13 protein-coding genes are annotated in these 17,176 nt (G+C 37.6%); 8 read left to right on the forward strand and 5 right to left on the reverse strand.

What is annotated here, in order from left to right; all coding sequences use genetic code 11:
• Nucleotides 1-306 precede the first annotated feature (306 nt).
• Together EHLA_RS05325 and EHLA_RS05330 are read right to left on the reverse strand one after the other, a co-directional pair.
• Nucleotides 307-1,155 carry an amidohydrolase family protein gene (locus EHLA_RS05325; protein ID WP_096239583.1) on the reverse strand — a complete coding sequence of 283 codons (849 nt, stop codon included), beginning with the start codon at nucleotides 1,153-1,155 and terminating at the stop codon, nucleotides 307-309.
• Nucleotides 1,156-1,178: 23 nt separating this feature from the next.
• Nucleotides 1,179-2,366, reverse strand: a complete 1,188-nt coding sequence (locus tag EHLA_RS05330; RefSeq protein ID WP_021908186.1) for a pyridoxal phosphate-dependent aminotransferase — start codon at nucleotides 2,364-2,366, stop codon at nucleotides 1,179-1,181.
• Nucleotides 2,367-2,695: 329 nt separating this feature from the next.
• Here EHLA_RS05330 and EHLA_RS05335 point away from each other — a divergent pair, with 329 nt between their 5' ends.
• Nucleotides 2,696-4,330: a class I adenylate-forming enzyme family protein gene (locus tag EHLA_RS05335; protein ID WP_096239585.1), complete on the forward strand. Its 1,635-nt coding sequence runs from the start codon at nucleotides 2,696-2,698 to the stop codon at nucleotides 4,328-4,330.
• 468 nt (nucleotides 4,331-4,798) lie between these two features.
• On the opposite strand, the gene EHLA_RS05345 is transcribed toward EHLA_RS05335, so the two are convergent.
• Entirely contained in the window at nucleotides 4,799-5,695 is an 897-nt protein-coding gene (locus EHLA_RS05345) for a hypothetical protein (RefSeq protein ID WP_096239587.1), read from the reverse strand.
• A gap of 22 nt (nucleotides 5,696-5,717) precedes the next feature.
• Entirely contained in the window at nucleotides 5,718-7,250 is a 1,533-nt protein-coding gene (locus tag EHLA_RS05350) for a sodium:solute symporter family protein (protein ID WP_096239588.1), read from the reverse strand.
• Between the two features lie 557 nt (nucleotides 7,251-7,807).
• Here EHLA_RS05350 and spo0A (EHLA_RS05355) point away from each other — a divergent pair.
• The 3 genes from spo0A (EHLA_RS05355) to glgA all read left to right on the forward strand — a co-directional run bounded on the left by spo0A (EHLA_RS05355) (nucleotide 7,808) and on the right by glgA (nucleotide 11,074).
• Nucleotides 7,808-8,620 (forward strand): sporulation transcription factor Spo0A, encoded by an 813-nt coding sequence (spo0A, locus tag EHLA_RS05355; protein WP_021908195.1) that lies wholly within the window; start codon nucleotides 7,808-7,810, stop codon nucleotides 8,618-8,620.
• A 42-nt stretch (nucleotides 8,621-8,662) separates the two neighbouring features.
• Nucleotides 8,663-9,487 carry a sporulation transcription factor Spo0A gene (gene spo0A / locus EHLA_RS05360; protein ID WP_167513797.1) on the forward strand — a complete coding sequence of 275 codons (825 nt, stop codon included), beginning with the start codon at nucleotides 8,663-8,665 and terminating at the stop codon, nucleotides 9,485-9,487.
• Between the two features lie 150 nt (nucleotides 9,488-9,637).
• Nucleotides 9,638-11,074 carry a glycogen synthase GlgA gene (gene glgA / locus EHLA_RS05365; RefSeq protein ID WP_096239590.1) on the forward strand — a complete coding sequence of 479 codons (1,437 nt, stop codon included), beginning with the start codon at nucleotides 9,638-9,640 and terminating at the stop codon, nucleotides 11,072-11,074.
• Nucleotides 11,075-11,219: 145 nt separating this feature from the next.
• On the opposite strand, the gene EHLA_RS05370 is transcribed toward glgA, so the two are convergent.
• The gene (locus EHLA_RS05370; protein WP_096239591.1) at nucleotides 11,220-12,968 is read right to left on the reverse strand and encodes an Rqc2 family fibronectin-binding protein; all 1,749 of its coding nucleotides are present in this window, start codon (nucleotides 12,966-12,968) and stop codon (nucleotides 11,220-11,222) included.
• A gap of 252 nt (nucleotides 12,969-13,220) precedes the next feature.
• Here EHLA_RS05370 and EHLA_RS05375 point away from each other — a divergent pair, with 252 nt between their 5' ends.
• The 4 genes from EHLA_RS05375 (at nucleotide 13,221) to hisD (ending at nucleotide 17,174) form a co-directional block, all read left to right on the forward strand.
• The gene (locus EHLA_RS05375; protein WP_055297959.1) at nucleotides 13,221-13,664 is read left to right on the forward strand and encodes a PH domain-containing protein; all 444 of its coding nucleotides are present in this window, start codon (nucleotides 13,221-13,223) and stop codon (nucleotides 13,662-13,664) included.
• A 250-nt stretch (nucleotides 13,665-13,914) separates the two neighbouring features.
• Complete coding sequence (hisZ, locus tag EHLA_RS05380) at nucleotides 13,915-15,180, forward strand: ATP phosphoribosyltransferase regulatory subunit (protein ID WP_096239592.1); 1,266 nt, start codon at nucleotides 13,915-13,917, stop codon at nucleotides 15,178-15,180.
• A gap of 1 nt (nucleotide 15,181) precedes the next feature.
• Complete coding sequence (gene hisG / locus EHLA_RS05385; RefSeq protein ID WP_005344871.1) at nucleotides 15,182-15,823, forward strand: ATP phosphoribosyltransferase; 642 nt, start codon at nucleotides 15,182-15,184, stop codon at nucleotides 15,821-15,823.
• A 52-nt stretch (nucleotides 15,824-15,875) separates the two neighbouring features.
• Nucleotides 15,876-17,174, forward strand: coding sequence for a histidinol dehydrogenase (hisD, locus tag EHLA_RS05390; RefSeq protein ID WP_096239593.1), 1,299 nt, complete (start codon nucleotides 15,876-15,878; stop codon nucleotides 17,172-17,174).
• Nucleotides 17,175-17,176: the final 2 nt, after the last annotated feature.

Raw genomic sequence — 17,176 nt, forward strand, 5'->3', positions numbered from 1 at the left:
CCTTTATATATAATGATAAATTCATCATGTACAGTGATAGCTGGCGATATCATTTTACCATCATTGACAGCATAGCGGAGACAGTATCAGAATAAGCCACGACCTTCTGACCTCGCCCCCTTCTCTCCTCAAAAACTATTGCATTCATTCCTTCTGGAGCCAACAAGCAGAAAATAAAAATAATAGACCATTGCAAATGTAATGTGAGAGCAAGTAAAAATGCCGAACAGGCATTTTCTACGCAGTGATATCTTTACAGTTGCAATGGTCTATTATTTTTATTTTCGTCTGTTTTCCTCTAATGAATTAAATAGTAAAAAGATTTTTTGCATTTTCAGAAAGAATCTGTTCGAGTTCTTTTTTTGTAAAAGCCATATGGGAGATTCTTTTTACATAATCTTTCTGGTCTTCCCACGGAGAATCAGTGCCAAAAAGGATCTTGTCTGTACCATGTTTTCTCACAAGACGTACAAAGTCCTTTGGATGAAGATTATAGGAAATATACGGAGCTCTTGGGGCATCGGGGAGTGGAGTTACCGGGCCATAAGAAAAAGCAGTGTCAAAATAGACAGGCGCTCCGGCAAGATCACTCTCGACTTCGTTCCAGCAGCCCCAGTTTCCCATATGTGCAAGAACCAGCTTTTCTGGAGCAACTTCTTTTAATAATTTTAAAATATGAGCAACAGAAGAATAATTGTGGTCATAAATACCAATATCAATGCCAGCATGGACTAATGTGATCAGCCCCTGTGAAGAAGCCTCATCAATGATACGCATCATACGAATATCATCAAGATCTACATTTTGATATGCAGGGTGTAATTTGATACCGGGAATGCCAGCCTGCTTCAATCGCAGGAGTTCTTCTTTATAGTTTACATAATCAGGATGCATTCCTCCAAAAGTAATGATCTTCATATCAAGAAGATATTCTTTTTGCATGATCAATGAGGAATTAACCTTCTCTACCTGTCCGGGTTTTGTCATGACAGGCAGATTTACAGAATAGTCAATATCGGCCTCTTTCATAGAAGAAAAGAGACCGATAACGGAGCCGTCTGTATGTGGAGGGATGCATCCAGTATGTGCAAGGTGATTCACAATCTTTTCGGATAATTGATCCGGAAAAGTGTGGGTGTGAAAATCGATAATCATAATCTGCCTCCAACAGTACACATTTATTTATATGATTTGGCAAGTTTTTCGAATGCAGCGAGAGAGCGTTCAACCTGCTCGGTAGGGACACAGTAAGAGATTCTTGCGTGTCCAGGACATCCGAAGCCGGTTCCTGGTACGATTAAAAGATTATGCTCTAATTTTGCTTTTTCGCAAAAAGCAATATCGTCATCAATTAATGTACGAGGGAACATATAGAAGGTTCCGCCTGGTTCTACAACGTGATATCCCATGTCACGAAGTCCTTTTGTGAGAATATTTTTATTTGTCTCGTAGACGGAGATGTCAGAAGTTTCATTTGCACAAAGGGCACAGACTCTCTGGAATAATCCAGGAGCATTTACATAGCCAAGAGAACGGCCGGCACCTGCAATCGCAGCATAAACCAGTTCGTGATCGTCCATTTCATCTGGCACAACAACATATCCCATACGTTCTCCAGGAAGAGATAAAGATTTTGACCAGGAATAACATACTAAAGTATTGTTATAGTACTTTGGAAGATAAGGAACAAAGGTACCTTCAAATGCAATCTCACGATACGGTTCATCAGCAATTAAATAAATTGGATGATGATACTCTGCTGACTTTGCTTCAAGGATTTCAGCAAGTTTCTTGATTGTTTCCTCAGAGTAGACTGCTCCGGAAGGATTATTAGGAGAGTTTACAAGAACTCCTTTTGTATGTTCGTTAATTGCTTCTTCAAACGCTTTAAAATCAATCTGGAAGGCTTCAATATCTGCAGGGATTAACTTCATAGATGCACCAGTAGCTTCAATGAATACTTTGTATTCAGGGAAGTATGGAGCAAATACGATAAATTCATCTCCAGGGCAGGCAAGACCGTTTAAGCAGCAGCATAAAGCAGCAGCAGCACCAACAGTCATGTAAAGATTATCCGCAGTAAAGGATGTCTGGAAGCGGGAGTTAAGGGAGTCTGCAATCATCTTACGAACACCGGCATCACCTTGTGCACTTGTATATCCATGAAGAATAACGGAATCCATCTCTTTCAGCAGTTTTATTGCAGTTTCATTTACACAGTCAGGAGCAGGAACACTAGGATTTCCAATGGAAAAATCAAAGACATTCTCTGCGCCTACTTCGGCAGCACGCTGTTTGCCATACTCGAATAATTCACGAATAACAGAACGCTGGGTGCCGAGAGCAACCATTTTTTCATTTAACATAATTTTATCCTCGTTTCTGTTTATTTTTACCATATAATGATAGTGCAAAAAAGGAAATCTGTCAACGAAGCATCGTAAATCAACTGGATGATTTATAGAAAAATCTTGTATACAATCTGCATATAAAATATTTTTTTGAACTGGTAAAAAAAGAGCTGGAATGGCGAGATAGCGTTGACTTTTTTCACAAAATATGATACTTTATCATAGTGCAACACTTTAATAAATAAAAGTGAAAAAGAATTAGGAAAATTAAGAGATACAGACGCAGAGAAAGGGGTGTCTGTATTTTAAATATTTAAATTTTTTAAGAAAAGGATGGTAGCGTTATGCCAGTTACAGATTTACTTGAGAGAAATCATAAGCTTTACGGAGATGAGGTTGCTTTAGTAGAGTTGAATCCTACGATGAAGGATACAAGAAAGACAACATGGAAGGAATATGACCTTGTACAGCAGACCTCTTCTGTTCCATATCGTCGTGAGATTACATGGAGTGTTTTTGATGAAAAGGCGAATCGTGTGGCGAATATGTTATTAAGCCGAGGCGTTCAGAAAGGGGATCGCGTAGCAATCTTAATGTTTAACTGCCTGGAATGGCTGCCAATTTATTTTGGTATTTTAAAAACAGGAGCGATTGCCGTACCGTTTAATTTCCGTTTTGCCTCTGATGAGATTAAGTACTGTGCAGATTTGGCAGAAGTTCATGTGCTTTTCTTTGGACCGGAGTTTATTGGTCGAATTGAAGCAATTGAGGAAGAACTTAGCAAAGGGCGTCTTTTGATTTATGTAGGAGATGGCTGTCCGACATTCGCAGAAAGTTATCGAGAACTTGTAGCAGATTGTTCAAGTCAGGCTCCGTTAGTTCTTTTAGAGGATGAAGATGATGCAGCGATTTATTTTTCATCAGGAACAACAGGATTTCCGAAGGCAATTCTTCATAATCATGAAAGTCTTCTACAGGCTGCCCAGATGGAGCAGAAGCATCATTTGACGAACAGAGACGATGTATTTTTGTGTATTCCTCCGTTATATCATACCGGAGCAAAGTTCCACTGGATGGGCAGTCTTTGTGCAGGAAGTAAGGCGGTATTATTAAAGGGTACAACACCGGAGATCATTCTTGATGCAGTGTCAAAAGAACATTGTACGATCGTATGGCTTTTAGTTCCTTGGGCACAGGATATTTTAGACAGTCTTGACAGAGGAGATCTGAAGCTGGAGAATTATGAACTTTCGCAGTGGCGCTTAATGCATATTGGTGCACAGCCGGTACCACCATCATTAATTAAGCATTGGAAAGAATATTTCCCAAATCATTTATATGATACGAATTATGGACTTTCAGAATCTACAGGTCCAGGTTGTGTACATCTTGGAATAGAGAATATTAATAAGGTTGGAGCAATTGGAATTCCAGGATATCGCTGGTCCTGTAAGATTGTAGATGAAAATGGTACAGCACTTTCACAAGGGGAGGTTGGAGAACTTTGCGTGCAGGGTCCTGGAATGATGACCTGTTATTATAATGATCCAAAGGCGACTGCAGAGACACTTAAAGATGGATGGCTTTTTACCGGAGATATGGCAATGCAGGATGAAGACGGCTTTTATTTTCTTGTAGATCGTAAGAAGGATGTTATCGTAAGTGGAGGAGAGAATATTTATCCAGTACAGATTGAGAACTTTTTAAGTGCTTATGATAAAGTGAAAGACGTAGCGGTAATTGGTCTTCCGGATAAGCGTTTAGGAGAGATTACCGGAGCAATCATCTCTGTAAAAGACGGTATGGAATGTACAGAAGAGGAGATTGAAGAATATTGCATGAAGCTTCCACGTTATAAACGTCCAAAGAAGATTATTTTTGCAGATGTACCTAGAAATGCAACCGGAAAGATTGAGAAACCTGCACTCCGTAAAAAATATGGAGCAGAATATCTCGTAGCACAACAGAATAGAGCTTAGTTACTATTTCATTTATTTAGAGGAAACAGACGAAAAAAAGAAACAATGTCATATCCCATCTGCTCTGTAGTCGCTGTGTTTAAGATGCTTATCCGCATCTTAAACACGCTCCGAAGCCGCATCTGGGATATGACATTGTTTCTTTTTTTCTGTGTTTTGGCTCCACATGGAATGAATGAAATAGTCTTTGGGGAGATGAAGGGGGAGAGGTCAGAAGGTCGTGGCTTATTATGATACTGTCTCCACGATGCTGTCAAGATGCCATCGCCAGCGATCATTCTCATCTCTCCTAAAAATTATTGAATACATTCCTTCTGGAGCCAACAAACAGAAAATAAAAATAGTAGCCCATTGCAAATGTAATGTGAGAGCAAGTAAAAATGCCGGACAGGCATTTTCTACGCAGTGATATCTTTACAGTTGCAATGGGCTACTATTTTTATTTTCGTCTGCTCTCTTCCCAATGAATCAAATAGCAAATGGAATTGAAGGATATGTTAACCAATATCTTTCTTTTATGATTATTTCATAAACAGCCTTTTTGTCTTCTTCTGTTACAGTATCCTGACCAGAGTCAGATTTTTTTGAAAGAAAGAAGGAGAACAGAGGTCTTTCCTTACTTAATTCTTTAAAGATTTCCCTAGATTTAAAGTTCTCTATATCTGATGCAGAATAATAATAATGTACGGCATAGGGGAGTTTTCGGATTCTAAGCTGCTTAAATACATCGGTGGAAGGTGTCGGGTGTTTATGATTATTTTTATTATAAGCAACAGAAATAAAAAGATTTTTTGTCAGCTTTGCGGCATCGAGGAATTTTTCTGTTAAGCAGGAAGCGGGGCAAAACAAGAAGAATGCACAGTCTTTTTCTTTTTTTATGAATGGAAGTAGTTTCCATGCATTTTTTTCGATAAAAAGTATAAAACAGTGGGTTCCGTTCTTTTTTGCGCTGGTAATCTGTGCTTTATATTGTGCTGCTTTTTTTTCATAACAGATTCCATCAATTGACAACTTAAAAGCCCAGAGAGCATTAAAAATGCTCTCTGGGGAGTGTAGCTGTGTATTTTTTGAGGCGGTAAAAAGACTATTATATCCAATATTCATTGCTAAAGTAACCAGATGTTCCGTATTTATTTTAGGAAGGATATCATGGAAAAGCTGGTAATATCCGCTTTGTGTATCCTGAAGTTTTTCAGGCGTGATATGTAGAAGATACTTTTCCAAAGGACTGTCTGGTTTTTCTAAAAGCTGTTTTGTTAAAGTATGGATGGTCTGTGCCGGATCTTGTTTTAATGCTTTTATCTGTTTACGGATATAAGACTCCGCTAAAGTTTTAGATACAATATTTATGTTTTTACCTGCCATAAGATTCCATCCTCTCGTATGATTATTTTCCAAGTGCGGTTTTTTGTGTTACTGTATTGGTCTTGTCGTAGCAGGCAAAGGTATTTTCAATTAGTGCAGTGTCTGGTTTCTTTGTAAAAAGACTGACAACAGGTACAATGATTAATCCGGCGAGCATTGCAAATGCACCACAGTTAATCGGGGACTGCAATAATGTTGGAAAATGAGATCCTGCAACGAGATTCAGAACCATGATTATACACCCGAATATGAAAGATGTCCAGCAAGCTGCCTTTGTTGTTTTCTTCCAGTAGAGGGAGTAGAGGAACGGTGCAAGGAAAGAGCCTGCAAGTGCACCCCAGGAGATTCCCATTAACTGTGCGATAAATGTAACGGCGCTCTTGTACTGGATGATCGCGATGATTGCAGAAATTGCAATAAAGATGACAATAAGTACGCGGATACAAAATACTTGTTTTTTATCACTCATTTCTTTTACGATATTATCTTTGATCAGGTCGATTGTCAGTGTGGAACTTGAGGCAATGACCAAAGAAGATAAGGTAGACATTGAGGCGGATAATACAAGAATAACAACAAGAGCAATCAATAAAGGATGTAAGTTTTCAAGCATTGTCGGAATGATAGAGTCATATCCGTTAGCAGCAATATCGATTTTATCAGAGAAAAGACGGCCAAAGCCACCTAAGAAGTAACATCCTCCAGAAACAACTAATGCAAAAAAGGTAGAGATGATGGTTCCTTTTTTGATGGAATCTTCATTGTCAATTGCATAAAATTTCTGAACCATCTGTGGAAGTCCCCATGTACCAAGAGAAGTGAGGATTACAACAGAAAGCAGACTAAGTGGATCAGGTCCGAAGAAAGATCCAAAAATTCCAGGAGTGGAGGATACAGCCGGATCACTTATATGTCCAAGACCATCTAAAGCTGCCATAAATCCACCTTTGCTGTTAAGTACAGCAATGATAATAGCTGCAATTCCGGCAAGCATGATAATTCCCTGAATAAAGTCGTTGATTGCTGTTGCCATATATCCACCTGCGATAACATAAATCGCAGTAAGAATTGCCATGAGGACAATGCATACAGAATAATCAATATGAAATGCCATTCCAAATAAACGGGAAAGACCGTTATAAAGGGAAGCGGTATACGGAATCAGGAAAATAAAAATGATGATTGATGCGGCTATTTTCAGAGAATTACTTTGGAAACGTTCTCCAAAGAACTGCGGCATTGTTGCAGAGTCAAGGTGCTGTGTCATGATTCGGGTACGCCGTCCGAGAATCACCCATGCAAGGAGGGAGCCTATAAGAGCATTACCGATACCGGCCCATGTTGCTGCGATACCGAAACGCCAGCCAAACTGTCCGGCATAACCGACAAAAACAACAGCAGAAAAATAAGAAGTTCCGTAAGCAAAGGCAGTAAGCCATGGTCCAACAGAACGTCCTCCAAGAACAAAGCCATTTACATCGGTTGCCTTCTGCCGACAGACAAAACCGATTGTAATAAGTACAATAAAATAAGCGATTAAGATTAGTAACTTCATACATTTTTCCTCTCTTTGTAATATGTACGCTTGAAGTCTTTATGGTATCAGTACTTTTATGGGTGATTTTTCATTAGTAGTACAAGAAGATTCTAAGAGTACATGAATAATAGATTTACTTTTATACTTTAATTGTGTAAACTACAAAAACTTTAACACATAAAATTTAAAAAGTCAATAAAAATTAACAATCGAATCTTTGCGTTTCGTTGATTCGTCTGTAAACTCCTTTATTTTTGGTATAATAGCAAAAATAACATCATAATATATTAAAGAATCAAGGTAATTGCGGTAAAAACAAATAGTTTTTTGCGTTATCTAACTTTCAAGAATGCCCAGGTATTCTTGCTGTAATATATCAGATGTGAGATGACTCCCACCTCTTCAGGTGGCGAGGAGCAAATTAGTATCAGTGGTGGGAGTCAATCCCCCATCTGATATAGCCTCCGGCAGGATTGCAGAGATGCGCAAAAGAAATATGTCATGCTTTGCATGACGCGCATCTCGCAGCAAGAATGCCGAGGCATTCTTGAATGTAATTTACAGGAGGATGTTATATGTCAAATATTAATGTAGCGATTGCGGATGATAATGAGCGAATTCGTCAGAATTTACAGGAGATTATTTCTAAAGAGAAGGATATGACACTCGTGGGGAGTGCCTCGGATGGTCTTGACACTTTGTCTATGATAAGGACAAGTCATCCGGATGTTGTACTGTTAGATATCATTATGCCTAAAATGGATGGGTTGAAAGTTCTTGAAGAAATAAACAAAGATGAAAGCAGCTTAAAAAAACCGGCATTTATTATTTTGACAGCATTAGGGCAGGAAGAAGTAATGGAAGAAGCAATAGGATTAGGCGCTGAGTATGTTATACTGAAACCTTTTGAACGGACTTCGTTAATTAAAAAAATACGTCAGATAAAAAACGGAAAACTCCTATCTGATCAGGAAAAGTTTATTAAGCTAGAAGAAGAACATCAGGATGAAAAATATCGTTTGGAAATTATTGTAACGAATGTTATTCATGAAATAGGGGTGCCGGCACATATTAAAGGGTATCAGTACTTAAGAGATTCTATCATTATGTCAGTAAATGATATGGACATATTAAATTCTATTACGAAACAGTTGTATCCAACAATCGCAAAAATGCATAATACGACACCATCAAGAGTAGAGAGGGCAATTCGTCATGCGATTGAAGTGGCATGGAATAGAGGGAAGATGGATACAATTAATGAATTATTTGGATATTCTATTCAGGCAGGAAAAGGAAAGCCAACAAATTCAGAATTTATTGCGTTAATTGCGGACAAAATTCGTTTGGAATATAAAGGGAAAATAAAAAGTTCTGCAGTCATGTGATTTAAAATTATATAAAAAAGATGGATGGGGAGGAAAATGAATATGAAAAACGAAAAAAAGATCAAAGTGCTAGTAGCAGATAATTCAGAATTTGCCCGAAATAATTTAAAAAAATTTTTAGAAAATAATGAAAAAATACAGTTGTTAAATATTGCAGATAACGGAAAAGATGCTTACCGAGTCATTATTGATGAAGTTCCGGATATTGTTCTTATTGATGTTATCTTACCAGTTATGGACGGATTTACTGTTATTGAAAAAACAAATGGAAACAGAAGTATTAAGAAAAAACCGATATTTATCGTCATTTCCTCTATGGGAAATCAATCAATGGTAGAATATGCCTGTAAATTAGGAGTACATTATTATATAATGAAGCCTTATAATTTAGACAGTGTGATACACCGTATTTTTCAGGCAATGCTTGTACGAAGAAAAGCAGAGCTGCAAATAAAGGAAAAAGAGAGAAGATATGCGATGCAGAAATATGGCATGAATCAATATACGGAAAATACATTGGAAAATGATGTGACACATATTATAAGAGAAATCGGTATACCGGCTCACATCAAAGGATACCAATATATAAGAGAAGCGATTATGATGACAGTAAATGATATCAATCTATTGAATTATATTACAAAGCTTCTCTATCCAACAATTGCTAAAAAGTATAAAACAACTTCAAGCAGCGTAGAGAGAGCAATCCGTCATGCAATCGAGGTAGCATGGAACAAGGGGCAGATTGATGTTCTTGAAGATATGTTTGGCTATACGATTAGTGCAGGAAAAGGAAAACCAACAAACTCGGAATTTATTGCACTTATCGCAGATAAACTACGATTAGAATATAGAATGAATGCATAATTAAACTAGGGGAGACAAAAAAAGAAGAATTCTCTTTCCTGTTCTTTAACGAAAGAAATCGTAATTGTATAGCTATTTCTTTTATGTTATGATGTTAGGGTCAAAAGGTATTTTGCCTTACTAAAAATAAAAAACAGGATGGAGAAAACTATGAAGAAGATACTATTTGCCAGTGCAGAATGTGATCCGTTTGTAAAGACAGGAGGATTAGGTGCAGTAGTCGGCTCTCTGCCAAAGCAGTTAAATCATAAAAAATATGATGTAAGGGTTGTTTTACCGGGGTATCATTGTATTGATAAAAAGTGGCGTGATCAGATGGAAACGGTTGTGACTTTTCCTATGTATCTTGGCTGGAGAATGCAGACAGTGACCGTAAAAACATTAAGTTATGAAGGAATTATTTATTATTTCATTGAAAATAACTTTTATTTTTGCGGAGATTCCCCATATTATGACATGTGGGTAGATATAGAGAAGTTCAGTTATTTTTCTAAAGCAGTACTTGAGATGTTATCCTATCTTGATTTTGAACCGGATATTATTCATTGCCACGACTGGCAGTCTTCTTTAGTGCCGGTATTTTTAAAAGCATTTTATTGTGCCGACCCATTTTATCGTAATATTAAAACTGTGATGACAATACATAATTTAAAGTTTCAGGGAATTACGGAAATCGACCGTTTAAAAGATATAACCGGTCTTCCTGACGATATGTTTACTTACGACAAACTAGAATATAATAATTCGGCAAATCTTTTAAAAGGTGGACTTGTTTTTGCAGATAAGATCACAACAGTAAGTAAAACATATGCGGAGGAGATTAAACAGCCAGAATATGGAGAAGGATTAGATAGTGTGCTACAGCATAGAAGTGATGATCTTTGCGGAATTGTCAACGGAATTGATTATGATATCTATAATCCTTCTACAGATGAATACATTCCTTGCCATTATGATGATAAAACCTTTGATAAAGGAAAGAAAAAGAATAAAGCATCTCTTCAGGCAAAAACAGGTCTTCCAAAGAAGAGAACAGCATTTACATTAGGAATTGTTTCAAGATTGACTGAACAGAAAGGCTTTGCACTCTTTTCTTATATGATGGAACGTCTCATGAAGAAGCCGGTACAGCTTTACGTATTAGGCGATGGGGAAGAGGAATATCGAAATATGTTTCTTTCCTATCAGGAACAGTATCCGGATAAAGTATATGTACAATTAGACTATACCGATGAAATGGCAAAATACATCTATGCTGGCTGTGATGCGATATTAATGCCATCACGCTTTGAACCATGTGGACTTTGTCAGCTTATGTCCCTTCGTTACGGAGCAGTTCCGATCATAAGAAAGACAGGAGGTCTTAAAGATACCGTAAGCATCTATAATCCAAAGAGCAAAACAGGAACAGGTTTTGGATTTACAGATTATAATGCGGAAGCCTTTTTAGATGCAATTCTTGCAGCCTTAGATGTTTATAAAAAGAATCCAGAAGAATGGAAAAACCTTACTGCAAAAGGAATGAGGAAAAACTATTCATGGAAAGCATCTTCCAGAAAATACGAAAAATTATATTCTGATTTGTAGATTTGATGTAGACGAAAAAAGAAAGAATACCATATCCCATCTGCTCTGTAGTCGCTATATTTAAGATGCTCGTCCGCATCTTAAATACAGCGACTACAGAGCAGATGGGATGTATTATTTTTTTCTTTTTTCGTCTACACCAAATCTACAAATCAGAAATTTCTTTGATACTGCTGATATCCGGATCAATGAGCATAGAGTAATTTGTATGATAAATGACGTATCCTGGTTTTGCCTGAGGCGGTTTCTTTAAGTTTCGTCGTTCGGTGTAATCAACCTCAACTTTCGGAGCATTTTTCCCTTTAGAGTAGTGAGCGGCAAGTCTTGCGGCCTCTTCGTAGGTGCGGTCAGGAAGTTCATTTGCGGTTCCGAGCTTTACGATGACGTGGGAACCTGCCATTTTCTTAGCATGAAACCACATATCTTTTCCGTTAGCGAATTTAAAAGATAATTCGTCGTTCTGGAAGTTATTTTTTCCGACATACATATGGAATCCGTCAGAAGAAATATAGTGAAGCGGTTTACTTTTGCCCTGACGTTTTTTTTGATTTCTGCCATGGCGTTTCATGTAACCGCACTCGATTAATTCTTCTTTGATCATAGCAAGGTCATTTTCATCGCGGGCGATTTCTAAAGCATTACTTACAGATTCCAAATGTGATAGTTCGGCAAAGGTTTCTTTTGTAAGAGTACTTAATGCTTCATAAGTACGTTTTAACTTTCCGTAGCGGTCAAAATATTTTTTGGCATTTTCCATTGCATTTAAGTCGGGGTCAAGTGGGATCGTGATTTCTTTGCCATCATAATAGTTGATACATTTTAATTCTTTTTGATGAGGGGCTGCCTCGTAGCCGTAAGTGTGAAGAAGCTCTCCGTATATTTTATATTTTTCTTTTTTGTCTGTATCTTTTAACTGTTTTAGCTGCAGGTCATATTTTTTCGCAGTACGCTCTAACGCATTTTGCACGATATGGCGTAAGTCAACGGACTTTTGGCGGATACGGGTCACGACTTCTTTTTGTGCGTAAAAGGTTTCTAATACTTCAGAGATGGAAGGATATTCTTCTATAGTTAAATCACTGAACATGGAAAATGTAAACGCACCGAATTCCTTTGGAGCTTTTCCTTCGTAAATAATATTTGGAGAAAAAGCGTGTGTTTCTATCTGATTTTTCAGACGGACGAGTTCACCGTAAAGGGAACTTTGCTGCACTGGGGTAAGAGAAGCAACAGCAGAATCTCCGTCAATGTCAGCGCGGTAACAGATTTCATTGGCGAGCACCGGACTGATACCGGAAATACTGCCATAGACTGCTTTTTGCACAGAAACTGGTTTGACAAGCAGTGTATTTTCCATCCACTCTGCAGAAAGGTCATTAAGAGAAATCTTCCCCTTTCCCGGCGGGGCAATATAAGTTTTTCCTGGCAGAACTTCTCTTACAGAACTTACCTGATTAGAAATATGTTTGATACTGTCGATAATCATGTTTTTTTCATCAATAAAAATAATATTACTATGTTTTCCCATGATTTCGATAACCATTTTTTTACGGCACGTATCACCAAGTTCATTTAAATGTTCAATTGTGATCTCAACGATTCGTTCCATACCAGGCTGTGTGATTTCGATAATTCTTCCGTTGCTGATATATTTTCGAAGCAGCATACAGAAGTTTGGGGCAGTCATAGGATTCGCCTTTGTCTTTGTAGTAAAATAGATAAGTGGGAGACTTGCTCCGGCAGAAATCAGTAGTCGATAGGTTTCTTTATTATTTTTTACAACAAGAAGCAGTTCGTCCGCTTCCGGCTGATAGATTTTGTAGATGCGTCCGCCGGTAAGCAGGCGGTTCATGTCATATACAATATTGGCTATTACAACGCCATCAAAAGCCATAGTAAAATTCCTCCTGAAATAATATTTATACTTTTAAATAATCCATGCAAAAGAAATGTATCTGCTTTGCATGAAAAATATAAAAGTATAGAATGATATTGCGGCAAAAATATCTGAAAAACAGTAGGATTTGCAGCCTTTTCATGATACCATAGATAAGAAGGGAATGTCAAAAATGTCAGGCATACTTGCATGGAAAATGAGAATGTGATATGTTGGATAAAAGAACGAAAATATAGAAGGAGGCATATTATGGGAAAAGCAGAAAATGGAGAGATCAGAGAAGTGACAGCAAATATCTGGGAGGACAGAAAGCATCATTTATGGTTCCCGATTAGTTTTACAAAATATACAGTGGGGAATGGAAGATTATATGTAAATAGCGGATTTCTTTCTTCAAGAGAAGATGAGTGTCTGTTATATCGTATTACAGATATTACATTATACCGCAGTCTTCCACAGCGTATTTTTGGAACAGGAACGATTGAGCTTCACACAAAAGACCGCTCCACGCCAGTTATCCGTCTGGAAAATATTGCGAAGTCTGCGCAGGTAAAGAGAGTGCTGAGTGATCTTATTGAGAAGGAAAGAGAAGATAAAAAGGTAGTCGGAAGAGATATGTATGGGGCGGTAAGTCACATCGATCCTGTTGAATTTGATGGAGATGGAGATATGGACGACCATAATTTCAATTAATTTTACAGGAATCAATTAGAAAAAGTTCTGTTCTCTGGTTGACAAAATGGGCGGTCACGAGTATAATCATAAACAGTTTTAATGCGTTACCACTTTATTGTGACAGAGTGTTTAAGGGGCAAGAAGATTGTCACAAAAGAGTCTGTGAATGCAGGCTCTTTCTTTTATAGATTTTTATTTTTTTATGAGAATAGCTCAGACAATTTTATAAAAGTGGTGAATGAGATTTTAATTTAGGAGGATAACATTAATGAAAGAAAAACTGCTCCACACTCCAGAGGGAGTAAGAGATATTTATAACTCAGAATGTAAGAGAAAGTCAGCGGTGGAGAAGCGGATTCATCATATATTAGAGCTTTACGGCTATCAGGATATTGAGACACCAACATTTGAATTCTTTGATATATTTAACAGTGATACAGGAACCGTAAGTTCTGTAGAGATGTTTAAGTTTTTTGATAGAAATAATAATACATTAGTGCTTCGCCCGGATATGACGCCTTCTATTGCAAGAAGTGTGGCAAAGTATTATAGTGCCTGTGAATTTCCACTTCGTCTTTCTTATCGTGGGAATACATTTTTAAATAACAGAAGTTATCAAGGTAAGCTTACTGAGAAGACGGAGATGGGAGCGGAACTTATTAATGATGACAGTCCGGAAGCAGATGCAGAGGGAATTATCATGATGATTGACTGTTTCCTTGCAGCAGGTCTTACGGATTTTCGTATAGATATCGGGCAGGCAGAGTTTTATAAAGGAATTATGGATGCGTTAGAAGCTTCTGAGGAAGTTAAGGAGCAGATTCACGAATATATCGAGAATAAGAATGCTCTTGGAATGGAAATTCTTTTATCGGATTTATCTATGAAAGATTGTTATCGTAACATTCTGCTTGAGTATAATGATTTATATGGTGATGTTACCATGCTTGAAAAGGCAAAGAAGCTTACGATAAATCCTCGTTGTCAGGCGGCAATTGCCAGATTAGAGGAAGTTTATGAAGTGTTAAAGCTTTACGGATATGAGAAATATGTAAGTTTTGATCTTGGCATGGTGAATCATTTTGATTATTATACAGGAATTATTTTCCGAGGATATACTTATGGAACTGGAGATGCAATCGGAAAGGGTGGACGTTATGATAACCTTTTAGCGCAGTTTGGCAAGGAAGCAAGTGCCAGCGGATTTACCATTTTGATTGATGATGTACTATCTGCATTAAGCCGACAGAATATCAGCATTTCCTTAAAAGAATATGCCTATTCTTTACTTCTTTATAAATCAGAGGACAGACAGAATGCGATTCCGTTAGTTGTAAAGTTAAGAGATGCCGGAGTGAGGACGGAACTCGTTTCTATGACAGAAGGAAAGACTTTAGAAGAATATCTTGCTTTTGGAAAGAATCAGGGAGCAGAAGGAATTATCTATTTAGATGGGGAGAATGTCACTGTTTATGATATGGCTTCCGGAGAGCAGGAGACAAAGACATTAAAGGAATTCAGGGAGGAATATTAAGATGCGCTATTTAACATTTGCTCTGGCAAAGGGAAGACTTGCTAATAAAACAATGGATATGTTTGAAAAACTTGGTATTACCTGTGATTCCATTCGTGATAAAGAGACAAGAAAGCTTATTTTTGTCAATGAAGATTTAAAGCTTAAGTTTTTCTTAGCGAAGGCTTCTGACGTTCCTACTTATGTAGAGTACGGTGCAGCGGATATCGGTATCGTAGGGGAAGATACGATTCTTGAAGAAGGAAGAAACCTTTACGAAGTAATGGATTTGGGCTTTGGAAAGTGTAAGATGTGTGTCTGTGGACCGGAAAGTGCAAGGGAAAAGTTGCAGCATGGAGAGCTTATTCGTGTAGCTTCTAAGTATCCAAGCATTGCCAAAGATTATTTTTATAATAAAAAGTTCCAGACCGTAGAGATTATCAAGTTGAATGGTTCCGTTGAGTTAGCTCCGATTGTTGGACTTTCTGAGGTCATTGTCGATATCGTGGAGACTGGCTCTACATTAAAGGCAAACGGGCTTACAGTCCTAGAGGAAATTTGTGATCTTTCTGCCCGTATGGTAGTAAATCAGGTAAGTCTTAAGATGGAACAGGAGAGAATTCGTAAACTGATTTATGACCTGCGTAAACTGAAGCAGCAATAGATGGTGAAAAATAGAAACAAAAATAAATTAGAACATTCCAGAGGAAAAGAAAATGAGAGTTTTAAAGGTAAATAAAGAAAATACAAAAAATATTTTAAGTGATTTATTAAAGAGAAGCCCAAATAACTATGACCAGTATGCCGGAACAGTACAGGGTATTTTAGACGAGATTAAGGAAAAGGGAGATGAAGCCCTTTTTGCTTACACAGAAAAGTTTGATAAATGTAAGCTGACAAAAGATACAATTCAGGTAACAGAGGAAGAAATCAAGGCAGCATATGAAAAAGTAGATGATTCTTTAGTAGAAGTTATCCGTAAATCTCTTGTAAATATTCGTGAGTATCATGAAAAACAAAAGAGAAATAGTTGGTTTGATGCCAAACCGGATGGTACGATTCTTGGTCAGAAGATGACTGCTTTAGCTTCTGTTGGTGTGTATGTACCGGGTGGAAAGGCAGCATATCCGTCTTCTGTACTTATGAATATTGTACCGGCAAAGGTAGCTGGAGTAGAAAAAATCGTGATGGTTACTCCTCCAAATAAAGATGGGGAAGTAACACCGGCAACATTAGTAGCAGCAAATGAAGCAGGTGCTACTCATATTTATAAAGTCGGTGGAGCGCAGGCAATCGGTGCATTAGCTTATGGAACAGAATCAATTGAAAAAGTTGATAAGATTGTAGGTCCTGGAAACATCTATGTTGCTCTTGCAAAAAAAGCAGTATATGGACATGTAAGTATTGATTCTATCGCAGGACCAAGCGAGATTCTTGTTCTTGCCGATGATACAGCCAATCCGCACTATGTTGCAGCAGATTTACTTTCACAGGCAGAACATGATGAACTTGCCAGTGCGATTTTAGTAACAACAAGTAAAACACTTGGTGAGAAAGTGCAGGAAGAGATTGAAGGCTACTTAAAGAAGTTATCAAGAGCAGAGATTATTGAAAAATCTCTTGAAAACTTTGGCTATATTTTAGAGGCAGAGACATTAGATGAAGCGTTAGAAGTAGTGAATGCGATTGCTTCCGAGCATCTTGAAATCGTGACAGCGAATCCATTTGAAGTAATGACAAAGGTAAGAAATGCCGGAGCTATCTTTATCGGAGAGTACAGTTCTGAACCACTTGGAGATTATTTTGCAGGACCAAACCATGTTCTTCCTACAAATGGAACCGCAAAGTTCTTCTCTCCGTTAAATGTAGATGATTTCGTAAAGAAATCAAGTATTATTTATTATTCAAAAGATGCTTTGAAAGCGATTCATAATGACATTGAAACATTTGCAAAAGCGGAAGGATTGACAGCGCATGCAAATTCTATTGCTGTTCGTTTTGAAGAGGAGGAGTAGAG

It is taken from the genome of Anaerobutyricum hallii (assembly GCF_900209925.1).
Taxonomy (GTDB): Bacteria; Bacillota; Clostridia; order Lachnospirales; family Lachnospiraceae; genus Anaerobutyricum; species Anaerobutyricum soehngenii.